Here is a 19,745-nt window from a genome sequence, read left to right on the forward strand (position 1 = left end):
GCCGTCACTTCCTCGTCATTCGGAAGACGATCGTCGTGGTGACCACGCCGACGAGGATGAACGAGAACTGGAGCCAGTAGAACGCGGGGAAGCCCCACAACCGGGGCGAGTCGTGGTTGAACAGTGGGGTCAGAACCGGCAGCACGATGGGGATGAGGAGCAGCCAGTTCCACGGGCTGCGATCACTGCGCGCTGCGGGCACCGCTTTCGGCGTATCGGGATCCGCCATCAGCCGTACCTCCTGGTAACTGTGGAGACGGTCACAGTCACGCTAACGAGACGACGTTGTTACAGGCGATCATCCTGCGCCGAGCGGCAGGCCGGGTGCGCCGAACGGCGTACGCCGATGACGGGGTTGTCCGAAGCGACGACCGAACGTGAGGCGTTTACGCAGCTCACCGAGGGTCCGGGCCCGGCGGTAGCGGATCGGGATCCGCTACCGCCGGTTCGATCACGGAGTCCAGAGACCCGTCGCGATGGCCTTGGTCAGGGAGGCGTTGGCGTCGTCACCGTCGAGCGACCACATCATGGCGCCGCCGAGGCCCTTGGAGCGGATCCACAGCGACTTCTGCAGCAGCACTGCCGGGTCGTCGTAGGTCCAGAACGTGGTGCCGTCGTAGAGCCAGGCGTGGCCCGACTTGAGGTCACGGTGGACCTTGAAGCCGGGGAGTGTCCTGACCGTCTTGTAGTCCTCGGTGCCGGCGGCGAACTTGCCGGGGGCCGGTCCCGTGGCCGGGGCGAACAAGCCGTTCCTGCTGCCGGTCACGCCGGTCCAGCCTTGGCTGTAGTACGGCACGCCGAGGACGAGCTTCTGACGCGGGGCGCCCAGCGACAGCCACTTGTCGATGGCCACCTCGGACGAGAAGTCGGGGTTGTCGGGAGCGCCCGCCGGCACGCGCAGGGCCGACTGCTGGTTGGTCCGCGCCTCCCACGAGCCGTGGAAGTCGTAGCCCTGAACCGTGGCGAAGTCGAGGTACTTGAAGATCTTGCCTTCGAAGCCGGCGTCGACCTTCACCGGCGCGGCCGGCAGGAAGGCCGTGAGGTCGTAGCGCTTCTTCGTGGTCCTGCTCAAGGCGGACAGCTGCGCCCGGAACTCCTCGGTCAGCAGCGTGAAGTTCTGCTTGTCCTCGGGGCGGATGACGTTGCCGACCTCGCCCGCGGAGCCGGGCCATTCCCAGTCGAGGTCGATGCCGTCGAGGACCCCGGCCGCCACCCCGGCCGGCAGGCCGGGCAGGTTGCCCTTGATCCACAGGTCCACGCAGGACGACACGAGCTTCTTGCGGGACGCGTCGGTGAGGGCCGCGTCCGAGAAGTACTTCGAGCCGGTCCAGCCGCCCAGCGAGATCAGCACCCGCAGCTTCGGGTTCTTCTTCTTCAGCTCGGCGATCTGGTTGAGGTTGCCGCTGATGGGCTGACCGGCGACGTCAGCGACGCCGTCGACGCTGTTCTCGGCCGGGAACGGGGTCTGCCAGTCGGCCCAGGGGTCGGCCGAGACGCAGAGGCCGTCCGCGGTGACCGGGCCGAACGCGTAGTTGATGTGGGTGAGGCGGGACGCGGCGCCGGATTGCTGCACATCGGCGAGCTGGAAATCGCGGCCGTAAATGCCCCACTGGGTGAAGTATCCGACCTTGACATATGATTTTGCGCTTGCTTGCACGGGTGTCGCTACGGCCGTCGATGCCACCGCGGCGACGGCCGCCGCGGCGATGAGACGGCGGGTCAGAACACGCATGAGCCCTCCGGGGCGAAACGTTGAACAAAGTTTCCTAATTGAGGAAGCTAAACGTCTCGGCCCCGGGAGGCAATGGGTCAGCGCAGATGCGCCGTTTCGTTCACCGAGCGCACCGCGATGTTGCCGTCCGGCCAGGCATCCATCGTGGACACCCCGGCCGTGTCGAGGTACAGCCGGTGCAAAAAGGCGTCCGACGCCGCCAGCGCGTCCCGCAGGATCAGCTTGATCGGCGAGACGTGCGAAACCACCACGACAACCCCACCGGCGTACGTCTGAAGGACCGTCGCCATCGCGCCGCGCACCCGCTTCGAGACCGCCTGGAACGACTCGCCACCCGGCGGCGCCACACTCGTCGAGCCGAGCCACGCCTCCATCTCGCGCGGCCACTGCTCCTGCGCCTCGGCGAAGGTCAGCCCCTCCCAGACCCCGAAGTCGACCTCGATCAGGTCGTCGACGACCGTGACGGGCACCCCGCCCACCTCGGCCGAGATCAGTTCCGCCGTACGCACGCAGCGGCTCAACGGCGAGCTGACAATCGCCGTGACGTCGCGGGCGAGGCCCGCCACCCGGCCGCCGGCCGCCATCGCCTGCGCCTCGCCCTGTTCGGAGAGCGGCACATCACCCCGGCCCGAGTAGCGGCCCTGGCTGGTCAGCGTGCTCTCGCCGTGACGCACCAGGATCAGCCGGGTCGCGTCGTGGAGCGACGGCGGCGCCCAGGACTTCGGAGCGGCCAGCGTGATCACCTCGGGAACGACGCGGTCGGCCACCGGCTTGCCCGCGGCCTCGTCCATGGCCCGGTTGGCCAGCGCGTCGGCCGCCTTGTTGCGCTCGCGCGGGATCCACTCGAACGTGACCTTGCCGATCCGCGCCACCAGCTGGGCCGCCTCGGCCGCGAGGGGACGCAGACCGGCGTTCTTGATCTGCCAGCGTCCGGACATCTGCTCGACCACGAGCTTGGAGTCCATCCGCACGTTGACCTCGGTGGCGCCCAGTTCGAGGGCCGCCTTGAGCCCCTCGATCAGGCCCGTGTACTCGGCCACGTTGTTGGTGGTGACGCCGAGCGACCCCTGCCGCTCGAGCAGCACCTGACCGTCCGTGTCGAGCACGACCGAGCCGTACCCGGCCGGCCCCGGATTCCCCCGGGAGCCGCCGTCCGCCTCGACCAGAACCCTCATAGTCCCGATTCCTTGGTGCGGACCATGATGCGGCGGCACTCCTCGCAGCGGACGACGTCGTCGGGCTCGGCCGCCTTCACCCGGGCCAGGTCGGCGCCGTAGAGCTCGATGCGGCAGCCACCGCAGCGGCCGGACTGGAACAGCGCGGCGCCCAGGCCCGACTCGAGCCGGATCTTGTCGTACAGCCCGACCAGGTCGGCCGGCAGGTCGGCGGCCAGCGGGCCGCGCGACGACGTCTTGAACTCCTGCTCCTTGGTGATGTCGGCCAGCGCCTCGTCCCGCCGCCGCTCGGCCGCCTGGCGCCGCTCGTTCGCCGCGTTCAGCCGGCCCTGCACCTCGGACAGCGCCGCGTCGGCGGTCTCCCGCTGCTCCATCAGCTCGAGCTCGGCGTCCTCGAGTTCGCCCTGCCGGCGGTTGAGCGTGGCCAGCTCGTGCTGCAAGCCCTCGATCTCGCGCAGCGCGCCGCCGGCGTCGAGCCGCTTCTGGTCGCGGTCCTTGCGGGCCCGCACCTGCTCGATGTCCTTCTCGAAGCGGCTGATGTCGCGGTCGAGGTCGTCCACCGTGACCTGGGCCCGCACCCGCTCGTCCTCGAGCGCGGCGAGCTCCCGCTGCACGGCTTCGATCTCGGCCAGCTCGGGCAGCGACTTGCGGCGGTGGGCGAGCTGAGCGAGGGCGGTGTCGACCGCTTGCAGGTCGAGCAAGCGGCGCTGGGCATCCGGCGAGGCCTTCACAGCAGGGGCTCCTTCTTTTCGGGAATGTCCCTGGCGTGCACGGTCCAGGGGTCGGTGTCCACATCAGACACGATGATCTCGGCGCCGGACTCCGCGCGCAGCCAGGCCGCGACGTCGTCGAGCCACGGGCGCTCGGTGGCCCAGTGTGCGACGTCGAGCAGCGCGGGCCCGTCCTCGGCGAGGTGCTCGCTGGCGGGGTGGTGGCGAAGATCGGCGCAGAGGTACGCGTCGACGCCGGCCCGAGCCGCGTCGGCCAGGAACGAGTCGCCCGCGCCCCCGCAGACGGCGACCGTGTGCAGCACGCGCGACGGGTCGCCGGCGGCCCGGATCCCGCCCGCAGTGGTGGGCAGCCGCATCGCCGCGAACCCGGTGAACTCGGCCAGGTCCATCGGCTCGGACAGGTCGCCGATGCGCCCGATGCCGCGGCCCTCACCGGCGGCGGCGCCCGTGGCCGGCACCAGGGGGCGCAGGTCACGCAGGCCGAGCCGGGCCGCGAGCGCGTCGGACACGCCCGGCCGGGCCACGTCGGCGTTGGTGTGCGCGCAGTAGAGCGCGACGTCCTGGCGGATCAGCCGGTGGATGATCCGGCCCTTGTACGTGTCGGGCGCGATCGACGAGACCGGCTTCAGCAGCAAAGGGTGGTGGGCGACGATCAGGTCGGCCCGCTCGGACAGCGCCTGATCGACCGTCTCGGGCACACAGTCGACGACGCACAGGATCCGCCGGACGGGATGCTCGAAGTCGCCGAGCACCAGTCCGACCCTGTCCCACGACTCGGCCCAGTCACGGGGATAGCGCCGGTCGAGGGCGCTGACCACGTCGAGGACGGTGGGGGCGGCGGCGGTGTCGGTCACGGCCGCCAACTCTATCGGGCCGCTCCGGCGGAATCGGCAGGACAGTCCTACGCCGGTTCGGCCCGGCTGCTGCTGCTCATGCTCACCGGGCTGCTGACCGCTTGGAGGGCACGCCGCCAGGGGAACTGGCCCCGGAAACGCTCGGTTTGCCCCGGTCCGCCGAGCCGGCAGACGTCCTCGCCGTACAGAACGTGCACGCCCCAGTCGCGCAGCCGGGCCAGGCTCTCGTGCAGCGCCGGGTGCAGGGCCATGACCTTGTTCGTGTACGGGACCACGGCCGTGGGCACGCCGTAGCCGTAGCCCTCGATCAGCAGGCCGAGCACCAGGGTGTCGGTGATCCCGGCGGCCCATTTGTTGACGGTGTTGACCGTGGCGGGCGCGACGATCATCGCGTCGGCCGGCGGCAGCACGTCGGGGTCACCGGGGCTCTTGTAGTAGGTGCGTACCGGATGACCGGTCTGTGCCTGAAGTGCCGCCACGTCGACGAACTTGCGCCCGTCGGGAGTCGTGATCACGCACACCTCCCAGCCTTCCTGCTGGGCCAGGCCGACCAGTATGCCGACGTCGCGGGCCATGGGCGAACCGCAGACCAGGACGTACAGCACACCACCGGGCGCGGCGTTACCGATCGTCACGAACCCACCTCATACACCGACTCCCATCTGCTCGGCCAGCTCCGCTATCGGAGCCGGCGGAGTGCCCCGCGTCCGGCGGAGCACGTCGGAAAGCACCTCGTGCGCGAGCGGGCGGCAGCGGATCTCGGACGGGGCGAGCCGGTCGCCCTCGAGCAGCATCTCGCTGGCCTTCTCGATGTTGCCGATCTGCGTGTAGCCGCGGGCGATGTCCAGGAAGTGGTGCGCCCGGCGTTCCGGCAGCAACGCGTTGAAGCCGACGACATCGATCTTCTCGTGCGTGTCGACCGCGGCCCGGCCGTCGCCCAGTTCGACCGCGGCCGCGCAGCGGTGCAGCTGGACGTTGGTGGGACCGAAGCTGGTCCAATAGTGGTTGAAGTCGCCACCCAGTTCGAGCGACGCCTGCTCGGCGCCGCAGAGCAGGTCGCGCACGGTCGCGCTGTCGCCGATGCGTGCCGCCGCCATCGCGCCGTTGAGCAGCAACATGCCGTACACCGACAGGCGCTCCCCCTTGTGCGCCGGCTCGTACGCGGGCGCCAGCCGGTTCGCGATGTTGACGTTGACCTCGAGCGCGGGACGGACCCGGCCGAGCGCCAGCAGCGCGCTGCCGACCCGGAAGCTGGCCAGACCGGCCAGCAACTGGTCGCCGGCCCGCTGCGAGACGGCGATCGAGCGGTCGGCCGCCAGCCACGACAGCTCGTGCTCGCCGACCTTGCGCAGCGCGGACGACGCGATCTGGTAAACCTGGCCCAGCAGGTGGGCCGCGTCCTTGGCCTCGGCGCCGGTCGCGTACGCGCTGTCGGCCGCCTGGGCGTCCCGCAGCAGCTTGGGCAGCATGCGGGCCAGCACCCCGTACTTGGCGTGCTGATAGGTCAGCCAGGCGTGGCTGACCGCCTTGTGCATCTCGGCCAGCGGCGGCGAATGTGGCACCGCTCGGAAAAACGCGCTCATCTGGTCATAACGCTCCAGAGCGGCGCGAATCTCCTCAACTTCGACCTGGTCGATGCAGTTCTGGGTCTCCGGCCGGCGTTCCACATCCTTGCCCAGCAACAGCTGGACATCGACCTGAAGCACGTCGGCGATCTCGTAGACGACTGAGAACTTGTCGAGCCGGCGGACTCCCCGCTCCACCTTGTCGACCCAGCTCTTGGACTTTCCCAGCCGGTCCGCGAAGACCTGCTGGGACATCTTGCGTCGGCCGCGCCAATAGGCGACGCGGCGGCCGATCGGCAGCTCGTCCACGGTGCCTCCCCCGACTCGCCGGCGACCCCCGCCGGCAAGCCCTTGTGTCAACTCGCAGTCTGAACCCGCCACGTGTGCGAACGTCGCACAGCGTGTGTGATCGCCTGCTAACCGATGCTCTTAGTTTTCCCCGCAACTTGCAAAGGGTGGATCTGCCGAAATCAACGAGGTGTGTCGCGCTTGGATACGGCGTCTCCGGCTGATATGGCGGCGGACCACCTGGATCGGGATTCATCGAGCCGTGCAGTGGACAGCGCATCGACCGTTCGTACCGCCGGCGATGATTGATCGTCGGCGTCCGCGCCGGGGCGGATGACATAGTCGCCGCATAGTAGATCCGCATGTCGAGTGACACCGTAATGTGCCGGAGGGTGACGGTCGAGTCACTCAGACGGATGAATCCCGCTTGGGCCGGGCCCGGACGTGGATGCGGGCGCCCTGACTGTCGAAGATCGACAGGAACTCGACCGCCTTGCCCTCGGCGCTGCCGAACCAGTGCGGCACCCGGGTGTCGAACTCGGCCGCCTCGCCCGCCGGCAGCACCAGGTCGTGCTGGCCGAGGACCAGGCGCAGGCGGCCGCTCATCACGTAGAGCCACTCGTAGCCCTCGTGCGACTTGGGATCGGGCTCCTGCCGCTGCCCGGCCTCGATGATGTGCTTGAACGCCTGCGGACCGCCCGGATTGCGGGTCAGCGGCAGGATCGTCTGGCCGAACCGCTGGATCGGACGGGCGTACACGCGGGGGTCGCCGGTCGGTGGCGCGCCGACCAGCTCGTCGAGCGGCACCCGATAGGCCCGGGCCAGCGGCAGCAGCAGTTCGAGGGTGGCCTTGCGCTGCCCCGACTCGAGCCGTGACAGCGTGCTCACCGAGATGCCGGTGGTGTCGGCCAGCGCCGTCAGCGTGATGCCGGCGTCGCGTCGCAGGGCTCGCAGCCTCGGCCCGACCTCCCGCAGAACATCCTCGTTATTTGCCGTCATGGCAAAGAAGTTTCCCGTATCCGGGAAAGTCTGGCCACCATGGGGACATGACCTACGACGTGATTGTTATCGGGGGCGGACCGGCCGGGCTCAGCGGCGCGGTGGCCCTGGGACGAGCGTTGCGCTCGGTGCTGGTGATCGACTCCGGCCAGGGCCGGAACGCCCCGGCCGAGGGCATCCACAACTTCCTGACCCGCGACGGGATGAGCCCGGCGGAGTTCCGCGCGGCCGGCCGGGCCGAGGTGGAGAAGTACGGCGGACGGGTGATCGACGGGGAGGTGGTCTCGGCCGTGCCCGGCTTCGAGGTCGCCCTGGCCGACGGCTCGGTCCACCGGGCGCGGCGGCTGCTCGTGACGGCCGGAGTCGTCGACCTGCTCCCGGACGTGCCCGGACTGGCCGAGGGCTGGGGCTCGACCGTGCTGCACTGCCCCTACTGCCACGGCTACGAGGTGCGCGGCAAGGCGATCGGCGTGATCGGGACGCCGGGCGAGGAGCAGACCGACCACAAGATGCGGCTGTGGAGCCAGTGGAGCCCGGACGTGCGCCTGCTGGAACTGGACAGGATCGCCGCGGTCGAGCCCGGCGGCGTCCGGATGACCGACGGCAGCCTGGTGGCGCGGGACTACCTGGTGGTCACCACCCGGATCGAGGCCCGCGCCGGGTTTCTCGGCACGCTCGGGCTCGAGGCGGTCGAACACCCGATGGGCATCGGCACCTACGTGCCCGCGACCGACCCGACCGGACGCACCGCGGTCGACGGCGTCTGGGTGGCCGGCAACGTCGCCGATCCGATGGCCCAGGTGATCAGCGCGGCCGCCGCCGGACTGACCGCGGGCGCGATGATCAATGCTGACCTGTTGCCGCCAGCTCCCGATAAGCCGTGATCACCGCGGCCGTGCGGTCGGCCAGCTCCGGTCCGGCCCCGTCCACCGGCGCCGGGTGCTGGTCGGCCAGGCCGGACAGCACCAGCTCGGCCTGCCGGGCGGTCTCGCCGATCTCGCGCTCGCGCAGGAAGGCCTCGCCGGCCAGCGCCGTCCGGTCGAGGCTGCGCAGGATGCGGTTGGCCTGCCCGCCGGTCTCGCGCCACAGCTGGTCGGCGCGCTCCCGCTGGGCGGCCAGGGCCAAGACGGCCGGGCTGTCGGCGGGGACGTCCTGATCCCGTACGCCGGCGATCTCCGCCCGCAGCCGGCGGAGCTCCTGCCGGCGTACGAGCAGACCGCCCAGCTCGTCGAGGGCGCCGGTCAGGGAGCGGTCGGCCAGCTCGGGATCGATCATGCCGGGCAGGCCGGGCCAGGTGCGGCGGATGCGGCGGGAGACGCCGACGGCCCGGCGGAAGACGGCCCGCTCCTGCTCGGCCCGCAGGACGTGGACGCCCTCGCCGGCCGGGATCTCGAACGAGGCCGCGTGCGCGGCGCGGTACTGGCGCTGCCAGACCGCGGCGACGGCGGCCAGCGAGGCGGCCAAGGGCAGCCACCAGGGCACGCCCACGGCGTAGAGAACAGCGGAAACGGAGATCAGCGCGAGGCTCAGGCGGGACGCGGAGGCCACCCGGGCCGCCCGGTCGGCGCCGCTCGGGTCGAGGGGGACGACCTCGGTCATCGAACCGGCGCTGTGCCGGACGGCACGACCGGTGCGCAGCCTCAGGGCGTACGGGGAAATGACGGTCTTCTCGGCATCCATGCCGATGTGCAGTTCCGCCGGCATGCGCCCTCCGCCTTCCGAGATTGCTGTGGTCGCAGGGCGGGCCCGATCGCCGGGGGGATGCCGACCGGGGCCCGCCCACCGGCGGGACATCCCGCCGGCACTCTCAGCAATCGGTGATCGGGCGGGCTGGTTGAGAATCCGCTCGGGTGCGAACCGGGTGCCCGTTCCGCGGCGCCGGCTGCCCGGGCCGGTCCGCCGATGGAAGTCGGGGTAGCCTCGCGGCGTGGATGCGGTCGACCTGGTGCTGCGCAAGTTCGACGGGCGGCCGCACCGCCAGGTGACGGGCCGCCTGCTCGGCGAGGACGCGTACGGCACCTGGCTGGGCACTCCGCGCGGCACCGTCGTGACCTATCACTACGGCGCCCGCCCCGTCGGGCGCACCAAGGTCTCGGCCGTGCGGCTGCTGCCCGCCGAGAAGTGGTGGATGGCGATGTTCCTGGCCGAACCGGCCAAGCGGGAGATCTACTGCGACGTGATCACCCCGCTCCGGTGGACCGGCCCGGCCGAGATCACCGTGGTCGACCTCGACATCGACCTCGTGCGCTACCGCGATCACCGGGTCGAGGTGGAGGACGAGGACGAGTTCGAGCAACACCGCCTCGAGATGGGCTACCCGCCCGAGATCGTCGAGGGGTCGCTGAGCGGCGCGGCCGCGTTGCGCGAGGCACTCGTCCGCGACGACGAGCCGTTCGCCTCGCACTACCGCAGCTGGCTGACCCGGGTGGACGGGTGACGGACCCCGTACGGGCGGCGATCGCCGAGGAGCGGCGCCGGATGGCCGACCTGGTCGACTCGCTGAGCCCGGCCCAGCTCGAGACGCCCAGCCTGTGCGGCGCCTGGACCGTCCGGCAGGTCGCCGGGCACCTGGTGGCCGCGGTCGAGACGCCCCGCGGGGCGATGTTCTCGGCGATGCTCCGCAGCGGATTCCGGCTGCACCGGGCCAACGCACTGCTCGCCGTCGAGGTGGCCGCGCAGCCGCCGGCCGTGCTGGCCGACACTCTGCGCCGCCGGGCGCACGACGACTTCCGGCCGCCGATCGTGGGCTATCCGGGCCAGCTCACCGACCTGCAGGTGCACGGGCAGGACATGCGCCGGCCGCTCGGGCTGCCGCACGGACTCACGCTCGACCACGTCCGGATGTCGCTGGACTTCCTGACCGGCGGGCGGGCAACCGGTTTCACCCCGCGCCGCCGACCGGCCGGGCTGCGCCTCGAGGCCACCGACCTGGACTGGGCGTACGGGGCGGGCGCGCTGGTCAGCGGGCCGGCCGAGGCCCTCATGATGGCGCTCACGGGACGCGCCCAGGTGCTCGGCGAGATCGACGGTCCGGGCGTCCGCGTGCTGGCCGCCCGGATCACCTGAGGCCGCCCGCCCGCCACCGCCGAAAACTGTCGGAGGGTAGCCCTAATGTCACCGCCATGAATGACACCGCCCTCCAGTCATCCCCCATCACCCTCGACCGGCGGCTCGTGCTCGGCGAGCTCGACTATCAGGTCACCGCCTTCCCCACCGACGACCACCGCATCGACCTCTGCATCGTGAGCAGCGACGGCGACGGTCACGTGGTCAGCGAGATCAGCGGCGGCATCTCCCCGGCCGACCTGCCCACGCTCACCGACGTCCTCACCTCGACCCTGGCCGGCCTGATCGCGATGACCCAGCCGCCACCGTCGCCGGTCCCCTCGGGCCCCCCGCCCGACCGGCGCGACCGCCACCCCAACCAGGGCGCCCGCTGGACCACGGCCGACGACGAACGCCTGATCGCCCGCCATCGGGCGGGCGCCCGCCCGCGCGAGCTGATGGCCGAGTTCGGGCGCAGCGACGGCGGCATCCGGGCCCGGCTGGAAATCCTCGGCGAGCTGCCACCCAGCGGTCGCCGGCGGTTCGCCGGCGAATCCCCCGCCGGTGGCCCGCCCGCCGGTGCGGGCTCCGCCGCCGCCTCAACCGAGTCCGCCGGCTGACAGTCGGTGGGGCCGGGCCCGGCGCACGGGCCCGGCCCCACCGATGCCACCACCTCCGGGGCTGCCGCCGGCCAACGGCCGTCCCCCGCTGGTGACGCGCCGGCGCGGTCGGCCGGTCCCGGGCGGGCGTGTGCCCGCGACCGGCCGCCGCTCCGGCGCCGTCCTATTCGCCGCCGGCCGGTTCGCTGCCGACCGGCACGCCGGCCACCGGCGCGACCAGGTTCCGGCGCGGGCCGGCCAGGCACGCCTCGACCCGGAGGATCTGCCCGTGGGTGAACATGAACATCGCCACGTCGTCGGTGTAGTCCATGTAGTTCATGAACATGTCGCCGTCCGGCGCGTTGTTGCAGGTGATCGACGGAAAGGTGGGTGTGCCGAAGTTCTGGCCGGACTGGTTGGGCGTGTCCGCCACGAAGTCGGTGCCGCTGCACCCCGTGCCGTCGTCGCCACCGATGTGGAAGAGGTTGAGCCAGTGGCCGATCTCGTGGGTGGTGGTCCGCCCCAGGTTGAAGGGCGCGGCCGCCGTCCCGGTCGTGCCGAAGCCGGTGTGGGTGATCACCACGCCGTCGGTGGCCGGCGGCCCGCCGGGGAACTGGGCGTAGCCGAGCAGGCCGCCGCCGAGCTGGCAGACCCAGACGTTGAGGTAGCGGTCGGCCGGCCACGCGTCGGCGCCACCGCGGGCGGTGAACTTGACCGCGTCGTTGTCCGAGAAGGAACGCACGTCGGTGCGCCGCCGGGTGACGCCCGTGGTGGGGTTGCCCTCCGGGTCGACGCTCGCCCGCCGGAACTCGAGGCGCGCGTCGGCGACCAGGCCCTGCCACACCTTCGGCACGCCCTTGAGGTCGGCGTTGGCGGCCCGGAAGTCCTCGTTGAGCACGGCGATCTGGGTGTCGATCTGCTCCTCCGAGAGGTTCTGCTCGTCGGTGTTGTGCACGACGTGCACAACCACCGGGATCGTCACGACCTCGGCCCGGCTGGGCTGCTCCTCACCGGTCGCGAAGGCGAAGGCGAGGTTCTCGATGGCGGCCCGGTTGAGCCGGTAGTTCAGGCTTTCGTTCAGCAGGCGGCGGTGCACGTCCTCGCTGCCGCAGCGGCGCCGCGCCGGGGTCTCGACGATGTCGGCGGTGTCCATCGGGCCTCATCTCCTCGCGCTATTTGCGGATCCTCAGCACCTGCTCGTCGTGCGCGACGATGTGCAGCACGCGGCTCCCCGCGCCGGCCCGCACCCGGAGGGCGCCGCCCTCCCCCGGTTCCCAGCTGCCCCGGCTCGCGGCGGCCCGGTCGGCCGGCCCGGCGGCATACTCCAGATAGCCGCCGCCCGGCCGGAACTCGACGCTCGGCCGCGGCGCCCGGCTGGGCGGGAAGGCAAACTCGGCCGGCCGGTAGACAGCCTGATCGTCGGTGTCCTCCTCGAAGGAGCGGTACCACCGCCGGTAAAGATCGGGCGAGATCTCTGGCATGTTCCGCAACCCTTCGAACGGTGCCTTCGGTGGTGGCCAGGGTGACAGCATCACCGCTGGTGGGCCCGCCTGCGTCCGTGATCCGACACCGTTTCGGACGAACGACCGATGACCCTTGCCGAGGGCTGCGCGCACCGTCGAGCGATGAGCTGGAAACCGCGCACCGCGCACCGCGTGGCCGCGATAGACGCCTACCGCTTCCCGGCGGCCGTGCGCCAGCGCCTCGCGTCCGAACACGACAGCCTGAACCAGGCGGGCCTCGACCAGGTCGAGTCGGCCACCCGCCAGTGGTTCCGCCTGGCCGCCCGCCATCCGCGGGCCAAGCTGACCATGCCTTCGCTGATCGCCGCCGCACTGTGGACCGAGTTCTCCCGCCAGACCACCGAATACGCCGCCTTCTGCACCGAGGCTTTCGGCCGCGCGCCGCTCGACAGACCTTCCTCACCCGGGCCGACAGCACCGGCTTCCTCATCCGGGCCGACAGCACCGGCTTCCTCATCCGGGCCGGCCGCGCTCGCCGAGACGTTCCGGTTCGCCCGGCAGGACGAGAACTGCGGTCCGGCCGCGCTTCCACTGCTCTTCCGGATCGACCAGCAGCTGTCGATCCGCGGCGGCTACCGCTACCTGGCCGACTGCGGCGGCCGAGGCACCTGCTACGACGTGCCCGGCGCCGTCTGCCTGCAACACCTCAAAGGCCCCGGCCGACTGCTCCGCGGCCGCAACCGGTTCGGCCCGCCCCCACCCGGCAACTCCGGCCCCGTCGGGGAAGGCATGGCCTGTGGAGGCGGTTGCGGCTCGTCGTAATGCGTTGCGGTCACGGCCGATGAGCGGCCAGGCTGCGGGGCGTGACGGAATCCGTGATCGAGATTTTCGACCGTGTCGCCGAGCGCTACGACGACGTCCTGCCGTTCTTCTCGGAGTTCGGGCGGCTCACCGCTCGGCGGTTGCCCGAGCCGCAGCCCGGCGGTCGCCTGCTCGACATAGGAACGGGAAGAGGCGCGATCGCCGTCCCGGCGCGGGACCGCGGATACGAGGTCACAGCGACCGACGCGGCGCCCGGCATGGTCGCGCGGCTGCGACAGGAACAACCGGGCCTGGACGCGAGGCTGATGGACGCGGCCCGGCTCGAGTTCCCCGACGAGTCGTTCGACGTGGTGACCGCCGGCCTGGTCATGCACCTCGTGGACGACGCGGCAGCGGTCACGCGCGAGGTGCGGCGCGTGCTACGCCCGGGTGGGCTGTTCGCATTCACGACGCCGGGCCGGGTGCCCGAGGGTTTCGAGTTCGCCGACGGGGCCAACGCGCTGTTCGGCGAGTTCGCCCGGCACCTGCCGCCGCAGGGCAGCATGGGTGCCCCGTTCGACGAGGTCGAGACGCTGACCGAAGCCGGGTTCGTGCCCCGGCGGCAGACGGATCTGAGGCTGGAGCTGCCCGTTCCCGACGCCGAGACCCTCTGGCAGTGGTTCCAGACGCACGGCACGCGCAAATACTTCGACGATCTGCCGCCCGAGCGCCGCGACGAGTTCCGCCGCCGGCTGATCGACGACCTCGAGGGTCGCCGCCGCCCGCTGCTCCTGCGCCGGTACGCGTGGCTGCACGAGGCCCGGAAAAGCGATTGATCACGATGCGACGATCAAGCGCATGAAGAAGATTCCCACGCTGTTCCTGCGGGACCCCGACAACCGGAAGCGCCTGCTGCCCGAGGTGCACCCCGGCTGCGGCTGGGTGCTGGCCGGAGAGGGAGTCGCAACCCGCAAGTACGACGGCACCTGCGTCCTGCTCGACGAGGCCGGCGTGTGGTGGGCCCGGCGCGAGGTCCGCCCCGGCCGCACCCGCCCGCCCGGCTACCGCGCGGTGATGACCGACGAGGTCACCGGCAAGACGGTGGGCTGGGAACCGATCGCGCAGTCGTCCTACGCCCGCTACCACGCCGAGGCCCTCGAGTCGCATCCCCGCGCCTTCAAGCCCGGCACCCACGAGCTGATCGGCGAGAAAATCAACGGCAACCCCGAGTCCGTACCCGGCCACGCCCTGGTGGCCCACGCCGAAGCCGACCGCCTAGAAGTCCCCACAGACTTCGCCACCCTGCGCGACTGGCTACTGGCTCACCCCCACTACGAGGGCATCGTCTGGCACCACCCCGACGGCCGCCGAGCCAAGCTCAAGCACCGCGACTTCGCCCTGGCCTCGACAGACTCCCCAATACTCGTCATGTGAATCTTCGCGCCCGCCCCGGCTTCGCCCGCACCTTCCTGGCCGCCTACATCGGCGGCTCCCTCCTGACGGACGGAGTCGCCGACGTGTCCCAGGGCGACCATTGGGGCTGGCCTTGGATCACCGTCGGCGCGGCCGCCCTCTGGCTGCTGGTGCAACACCTGCGCGAACAGGCCCTACGAGGCCTCGACCGCCCCGACACCACCTGGGCCCGCGTCGACACCGCCAACGCGGCCATCCTGGCCGTACTCATCACGCTGATGGTCATAGACGCCACGGTCGACCCCGACAGCCCCGCCGCCGGAGCCGCCACCTACGCCCTGGCCGCCGTCTACGCAGCCCTACTTCTCGACTTCGTCATCCAGCGCCGCCAGACAGTGCGAGCCTCGACCACCCATACCGCACCTACCGCCTGATCAACCGGCGTTCAGGTCGCTTCCCGGGGCGCACTGCCGTTCCCCGGTGATGACCGGTCGATCAGGCGCTCATCTGCACGCGGCCGTTCGGTCGGCTCAGTGACGGCTCGTGATCCGGCGGCTATCCGTGCCGCAAATCCGCGCAACTCCTAGACCGCCATCGCCATGACAGGAACGTCCCGCCCGGGGTTGTCAGTCAGTTGATCCGTCTGTGCCAGCCTCTTGTCCTCCTGCTACGGGTCGACGGTCCGCCACTGTCTCCAGCGCGTCCGGGTTGACCGGTTCGGCGGGTTCCGTGCGCTCTTCTCCAGGCGTACTAACAGCGGTGGTGCTGTCCGAATCGATCGACCCTGCTGCGTTCGTTGCACCGGGGGCCTCTGCGCCGATCGCCATCAGCAGCGCTGTAAGCAAGGTCGCCATTGACGCGGCAGTCAAGACGAAGTTCTCCTGACTCCTGAAGTCTTCGAACGCCGAGCCACCCAGCGCCATGCCTTCCCCGACCACACAGGCCAGGATCACCCAACCCAAATCTGAAGTGTTCAGCCTCTTGGACCAATTCACATCTATTGTCAACGCGAGCAGGAAGACCGGTATGACCTGAGCTGAGGTCGAGAAGAACTCGGTTCCAATTTCGGGAATGTTGCGATAGTTGGAGGCGTACCACCAGAAATAGAAAATTGCAACGAGGCCCACCACAGGAGGAAGCCAGCTGAAGGTTCGTGCACATTGTCGCGCCAACTCTATCTTTGGGGTCAGCGCTATATATGCCGCCAACGTGGGAAAGATTGCGTAGACGGCGCCGATGACGAGCCAATCTCCGTTGTCGCCGTCAGGGTCCACAAATCGGAGCAAACCCAAGACCGATAGATACGAGACAAAATAGATTGCAGGAAGCAGGCGCTTTTGGGTCCGGGCAGTGGGACGACGCCAGCTCAAGGTTGACTCCTCGGGGCGAAGCGCTCAAGGCGGCCGAAAGGCATCGCCATCATGCACTGTATGTGGTCGCTGCGACCGTGAGATTCCGGCGGAGTGAGCACTCGGCATGCGCTGATCCGACCTCAATCTGGACAGCGGCACATGGGAGAAAGCCCGCCTCCCGACCGACTCAGCCGGTCACCACTGGCGATTGTCACCCCGTTAGCCTGGGCCCTTCGTTAAGGGTTGTCCAAGGGCTGGGCTGAAATAGAAAAGTGCCTTCCGATCAGGGGAAATAGGGCTTATCGAGAGTCCTGTTGTCCCGCCACGGAAGGCACTTGCAGGGTGAAGATTACCGCAACACGTCCGAAGATCACGGCGGCCGGGGACGGTCCGGGCGTGGTCGGTCACGCTTTGGCCGGGTTGCGGCAGCGGCGGCGGCGGCCACGATCCGGGCCGGATCACGGTCGATGTGGCGGTGATGCTCGCCGATGGTGGTGAGGCCATCGCCGATCTGGCGGTGCGGCGTAACGAGGCCGGCCTGTTCGGGTCGGTCGCCTCGGACCCCACGGCGTGGCGACTGCTGTCGCTGAGCCAGGTCCTCTCGCTCGCCACGCCGGCCGGCGCGCTGGAGATGATCAGCGCTGGGAGATGACGCTCGGGGCGTCGTGTCATCAGCCTGTGCGCAGCGCCGTTGCGGCGTCTCGCAGTGCGTTAGCGAGTCGATCGACGTCATCGTCTGTGGTGGCCCAGTTCGAGAAGGACACCCGCACCGCTGCTCGACCGTGCCATACGGTTCCGGCGACCCAGGCCTCGCCGCTGTGGCGTACGTGCTCGCACACCTGCCAGGTGGTCTCGTCGTCGTCGACCCGGACGAGGACCTGGTTGAGCACGACGTCGTTGCAGACGATGAAGCCGGCGTCATCGCGGACGGCGTCAGCCAGCCGGCGGGCGTGATCACAGCAGCGTTCGATCAGGGCCTGGACGCCGGGGCGGCCCAACGACGCCAGTGCCGCGTACACGGGCACGGCGCGAGATCGGCGGGACATCTCGGGGACGAGGACGCCGGGTTCACGGGCGGTGCTGGTGGGCAGGTAGCTGGTGGTTGCGCCGAGCGCGGCGCGAGCGGCGTTGGGGTGATTCACGATGGACAGGCCGCAGTCGTATGGGACGTTGAGCCATTTGTGGGCATCGGTCGACCAGGAATCGGCTCGCTCGACCCCGGCGACGAGTTCCGACAGGCGTGGTGATGTCTGTGCCCACAGTCCGAATGCGCCGTCGACGTGGACCCATCCGCCGTGTTCGCGGGTCAGGTCGACGATCTGTGCCATGGGGTCGCAGGCGCCGGAGTTCACGTTGCCGACTTGTGCGCACACGATGGCGGGAGTTGGGTCGGCGGCGAGGGTGTCGGCGAGCGCGTCGGCGAGCATCGCTCCTTGGTCATCGACGGCGACGCGTTCGACGAGGCGCGCTCCCAGGCCGATCATCTGGATTGCCTGCAGCACCGACGGGTGGACCTCGTCGCCGGCGATCACGCGGACGCGGGGGGCCTGAGTGAGCCCATCGGCCTCAACGTCCCAGCCCTGCCGTTGCAGTAGGACGTGGCGTGCGGCGAGCAGACCGACGGTGTTGCCGGCCGTGGCGCCGGTGACGAACCCGACCGTCGCTTCAGTCGGCAGACCTAGCACCTGCAGGATCCACTGTTCAGTGACGGCATCGACCGCGGCACCTGCCGGCGAGGACATCCGGCTGTAGGCGGTCTGGTCCCAGGTGGACACCAACCAGTCGGCAGCCAGCGCGGCGGGAAGGGACCCGCCGACGACGAGCCCGAAGTAGCGGGGACCGGCGCTGGCGATGGTGGCTGGGCCGAGGATCGCGGCCAGCCGTTGGACCACTGCCACTGCATCCGTGGCGTGCTCCGGGACCGGGCCGCTGAGAAGGTCCAGGACCTCGTCGTAGCCGGTAATCGCGTCCACATGTCGGTCCGGCAGATCCCGCAGGTACTCCATCGCCAATTCCGCTGCCCGCCGAAGAACGATATGTGCCCCATCAAAGGAATCAGAGGCGGTGCTGTGATCCATCTACTTCTCCTTCACCCGAACTCGACCGTGCAGGACTAGCCTCAGCCCTTCGTTAAGGGCTGTCCACGGGTTGGGCTGGAAACGCAGAAGTGCCTTCTGATCTGGGAAAAATAGGGCTTGTCGAGAGTCCTGTTCATCCCGTCACGGAAGGCACTTGCAGGGTGAAAGCTACCCCAACACGTCCGAAGATCGTGGTCACAGGCGGCGGGCGGGGCGTGGTCAGTCACGCCGGTGCCTGACTGCTCGCCGATCTCGCCGACGCGACCGGTCTGACCAGCACGTTCAACCAAGCTCTCGCCGGGCTGCGGCAGCGGCAGCGTGGTCACGACCCCGGCCGGATCGCGGTGGACCTGGCGGTGATGCTCGCCGACGGCGGCGAAGCCATCGCGGATCTCGCCGTGCTGCGCGACCAGGCCGCACTGTTCGGGCCGGTCGCCTCGGACCCGACCGCGTGGCGGCTGCTCGCCGACCTCGACGAACCGATGCTGGCCGAGCTGCGCGCGGCCCGGGCGGCGGCCCGCGAGGTCGCCTGGGCCCAGCACACCGAGACCCGCGGCGAGCTACCCGCACCAACAGTGGCCGATCAGCAGGTGCCGGGCCTGGTCCTGGACGTCGACGCCTCCATCGTGCTCTGCCACTCCGACAAGGAATCAGCGACCCGGACCTGGAAGAAACCTTCGGCTTCCACCCGTTGTTCTGTTTCCTGGACAACACCGGCGAGGCCCTGTCGGGTCTGCTGCGGGAAGGCCGGGCCGGGTCGAACACGACCGCTGACCACATCACCGTCCTCGACCACGCCCTCGCCCAGATCCCCGATGCGCATCGGCACGGCACCCCGATCCTGCTGCGCTCCGATTCGGCCGGCTCCAGCCACGGCTTCCTCGCCCACATCCGTGTCCTACGCGACCAGCACATCGATATCCGCTTCTCCGTCGGCCTGGCGATCACCAAACCGATCCGGGAAGCCATCCGGCCGGTCGCCGACTGGATCCCCGCCGTCGACGTCGACGGCGACCTTCGTGAACACGCCGAAATCTGCGAGATCACTGGCCGATTCCCCGCCGACGGTTTCCCCGAAGGCACCCGATTCATCGTCCGCCGCGAACGACCCCACCCCGGCGCCCAACTGACCTTGTTCGACACCCTCGAAGGCTGGCGGCACCAAGTGATTGCCACCGACACCCCACCCCACCCGGCGGCGGATCGATCCAGTACCTGGAAGCCCGCCACCGGGCTCACGCCAGAGTGGAAGATCGCATCCGAACGGGAAAGGACACCGGCTTCGGCCGGTTCCCGTCCCGCGTCTTCGCGATCAACCAGGCCGGGCTACAACTCGCCCTGACCGGCATCGACCTGCTCGCCTGGACCCAAACCCTGCTGCTGGACGGCGACCTCGCCAAAGCCGAGCCGAAGAAGCTGCGCTACCGGCTGCTGCACGTCGCCGCCCGGATCACCCGCACCGCCCGCCGGACCCACCTGGCCATCGCCGAGCACTGGCCCTGGACCGACGCGCTGGTCACCGCGTTCACCCGGCTCGCCGCGCTACCCCGACCAGCCGGCTGACCCGCCCCCGCATCCCGACGAACACCCCGGAGGAACCCGGCTCCGCGCCGGGCCCACACCATGCCCGAGACCACGCACCACCAGCCG

21 protein-coding genes and 2 pseudogenes are annotated in these 19,745 nt (G+C 70.2%); 10 read left to right on the forward strand and 13 right to left on the reverse strand.

What is annotated here, in order from left to right:
* Nucleotides 1–4: 4 nt before the first annotated feature.
* The 8 genes from KXC43_RS13240 to KXC43_RS13275 all read right to left on the reverse strand — a co-directional run bounded on the left by KXC43_RS13240 (nt 5) and on the right by KXC43_RS13275 (nt 7,344).
* Nucleotides 5–229 (reverse strand): DUF3311 domain-containing protein, encoded by a 225-nt coding sequence (locus KXC43_RS13240; RefSeq protein ID WP_221376336.1) that lies wholly within the window; start codon nt 227–229, stop codon nt 5–7.
* A gap of 222 nt (nt 230–451) precedes the next feature.
* Nucleotides 452–1,732 (reverse strand): glycoside hydrolase family 18 protein, encoded by a 1,281-nt coding sequence (locus KXC43_RS13245; protein ID WP_221376337.1) that lies wholly within the window; start codon nt 1,730–1,732, stop codon nt 452–454.
* A 77-nt stretch (nt 1,733–1,809) separates the two neighbouring features.
* Nucleotides 1,810–2,907 carry a bifunctional RNase H/acid phosphatase gene (locus KXC43_RS13250; protein ID WP_221376338.1) on the reverse strand — a complete coding sequence of 366 codons (1,098 nt, stop codon included), beginning with the start codon at nt 2,905–2,907 and terminating at the stop codon, nt 1,810–1,812.
* On the reverse strand, nt 2,904–3,638 hold the full coding sequence (locus KXC43_RS13255) for a zinc ribbon domain-containing protein (RefSeq protein ID WP_221376339.1): 735 nt from the start codon (nt 3,636–3,638) through the stop codon (nt 2,904–2,906). Before KXC43_RS13255 ends, KXC43_RS13250 begins: the two co-directional genes overlap by 4 nt.
* Nucleotides 3,635–4,492: a Nif3-like dinuclear metal center hexameric protein gene (locus KXC43_RS13260; RefSeq protein ID WP_221376340.1), complete on the reverse strand. Its 858-nt coding sequence runs from the start codon at nt 4,490–4,492 to the stop codon at nt 3,635–3,637. Before KXC43_RS13260 ends, KXC43_RS13255 begins: the two co-directional genes overlap by 4 nt.
* A 47-nt stretch (nt 4,493–4,539) precedes the next feature.
* Entirely contained in the window at nt 4,540–5,067 is a 528-nt protein-coding gene (locus tag KXC43_RS13265; protein ID WP_498370562.1) for a flavoprotein, read from the reverse strand.
* 69 nt (nt 5,068–5,136) lie between these two features.
* Nucleotides 5,137–6,366, reverse strand: coding sequence for a helix-turn-helix domain-containing protein (locus KXC43_RS13270; protein WP_221376342.1), 1,230 nt, complete (start codon nt 6,364–6,366; stop codon nt 5,137–5,139).
* Between the two features lie 387 nt (nt 6,367–6,753).
* On the reverse strand, nt 6,754–7,344 hold the full coding sequence (locus KXC43_RS13275) for a helix-turn-helix domain-containing protein (RefSeq protein ID WP_221376343.1): 591 nt from the start codon (nt 7,342–7,344) through the stop codon (nt 6,754–6,756).
* A gap of 47 nt (nt 7,345–7,391) precedes the next feature.
* Between KXC43_RS13275 and KXC43_RS13280 the strand changes: the two genes are divergently transcribed.
* Complete coding sequence (locus KXC43_RS13280) at nt 7,392–8,228, forward strand: NAD(P)/FAD-dependent oxidoreductase (protein WP_221376344.1); 837 nt, start codon at nt 7,392–7,394, stop codon at nt 8,226–8,228.
* Here the strand turns inward: KXC43_RS13280 and KXC43_RS13285 are convergent.
* Nucleotides 8,188–9,048 carry a hypothetical protein gene (locus tag KXC43_RS13285; RefSeq protein WP_221376345.1) on the reverse strand — a complete coding sequence of 287 codons (861 nt, stop codon included), beginning with the start codon at nt 9,046–9,048 and terminating at the stop codon, nt 8,188–8,190. The genes KXC43_RS13280 and KXC43_RS13285 overlap by 41 nt on opposite strands.
* Before the next feature lie 223 nt (nt 9,049–9,271).
* On the opposite strand from KXC43_RS13285, the gene KXC43_RS13290 reads away from it, so the two are divergent.
* From KXC43_RS13290 to KXC43_RS13300, 3 genes are read left to right on the forward strand one after another with little or no spacing between them, the layout of a single operon-like run.
* Nucleotides 9,272–9,781, forward strand: coding sequence for a ribonuclease FAU-1 family protein (locus KXC43_RS13290; protein WP_221376346.1), 510 nt, complete (start codon nt 9,272–9,274; stop codon nt 9,779–9,781).
* Complete coding sequence (locus KXC43_RS13295) at nt 9,778–10,410, forward strand: maleylpyruvate isomerase family mycothiol-dependent enzyme (protein ID WP_221376347.1); 633 nt, start codon at nt 9,778–9,780, stop codon at nt 10,408–10,410. Before KXC43_RS13290 ends, KXC43_RS13295 begins: the two co-directional genes overlap by 4 nt.
* A 56-nt stretch (nt 10,411–10,466) precedes the next feature.
* On the forward strand, nt 10,467–11,009 hold the full coding sequence (locus KXC43_RS13300; RefSeq protein ID WP_221376348.1) for a hypothetical protein: 543 nt from the start codon (nt 10,467–10,469) through the stop codon (nt 11,007–11,009).
* 163 nt (nt 11,010–11,172) lie between these two features.
* Here the strand turns inward: KXC43_RS13300 and KXC43_RS13305 are convergent, their stop codons facing one another.
* Nucleotides 11,173–12,141 (reverse strand): zinc metalloprotease, encoded by a 969-nt coding sequence (locus tag KXC43_RS13305; protein ID WP_221376349.1) that lies wholly within the window; start codon nt 12,139–12,141, stop codon nt 11,173–11,175.
* Between the two features lie 19 nt (nt 12,142–12,160).
* The gene (locus KXC43_RS13310; protein ID WP_221376350.1) at nt 12,161–12,469 is read right to left on the reverse strand and encodes a hypothetical protein; all 309 of its coding nucleotides are present in this window, start codon (nt 12,467–12,469) and stop codon (nt 12,161–12,163) included.
* A 144-nt stretch (nt 12,470–12,613) separates the two neighbouring features.
* Here KXC43_RS13310 and KXC43_RS13315 point away from each other — a divergent pair, with 144 nt between their 5' ends.
* From KXC43_RS13315 to KXC43_RS13330, 4 genes are read left to right on the forward strand one after another with little or no spacing between them, the layout of a single operon-like run.
* Nucleotides 12,614–13,273, forward strand: coding sequence for a UCP032817 domain-containing protein (locus tag KXC43_RS13315; protein WP_221376351.1), 660 nt, complete (start codon nt 12,614–12,616; stop codon nt 13,271–13,273).
* 41 nt (nt 13,274–13,314) lie between these two features.
* On the forward strand, nt 13,315–14,088 hold the full coding sequence (locus tag KXC43_RS13320) for a class I SAM-dependent methyltransferase (protein WP_221376352.1): 774 nt from the start codon (nt 13,315–13,317) through the stop codon (nt 14,086–14,088).
* A 22-nt stretch (nt 14,089–14,110) separates the two neighbouring features.
* Nucleotides 14,111–14,686, forward strand: coding sequence for an RNA ligase 1 family protein (locus KXC43_RS13325; protein WP_221376353.1), 576 nt, complete (start codon nt 14,111–14,113; stop codon nt 14,684–14,686).
* On the forward strand, nt 14,683–15,099 hold the full coding sequence (locus tag KXC43_RS13330) for a hypothetical protein (RefSeq protein ID WP_221376354.1): 417 nt from the start codon (nt 14,683–14,685) through the stop codon (nt 15,097–15,099). Before KXC43_RS13325 ends, KXC43_RS13330 begins: the two co-directional genes overlap by 4 nt.
* A 192-nt stretch (nt 15,100–15,291) precedes the next feature.
* Here the strand turns inward: KXC43_RS13330 and KXC43_RS13335 are convergent, their stop codons facing one another.
* Entirely contained in the window at nt 15,292–16,035 is a 744-nt protein-coding gene (locus KXC43_RS13335; protein ID WP_221376355.1) for a hypothetical protein, read from the reverse strand.
* A 324-nt stretch (nt 16,036–16,359) separates the two neighbouring features.
* Here KXC43_RS13335 and KXC43_RS13340 point away from each other — a divergent pair.
* Nucleotides 16,360–16,627, forward strand: a pseudogene (locus KXC43_RS13340) (IS1380 family transposase); the annotation flags it as partial.
* 61 nt (nt 16,628–16,688) lie between these two features.
* Here KXC43_RS13340 and KXC43_RS13345 read toward each other — a convergent pair.
* The gene (locus tag KXC43_RS13345; protein ID WP_221376356.1) at nt 16,689–18,095 is read right to left on the reverse strand and encodes a pyridoxal phosphate-dependent decarboxylase family protein; all 1,407 of its coding nucleotides are present in this window, start codon (nt 18,093–18,095) and stop codon (nt 16,689–16,691) included.
* Nucleotides 18,096–18,256: 161 nt separating this feature from the next.
* Here KXC43_RS13345 and KXC43_RS13350 point away from each other — a divergent pair.
* Nucleotides 18,257–19,658: pseudogene (locus KXC43_RS13350) on the forward strand (IS1380 family transposase).
* Nucleotides 19,659–19,745: the final 87 nt, after the last annotated feature.

This window comes from Paractinoplanes polyasparticus (assembly GCF_019710575.1).
GTDB lineage: Bacteria > Actinomycetota > Actinomycetes > Mycobacteriales > Micromonosporaceae > Actinoplanes > Actinoplanes polyasparticus.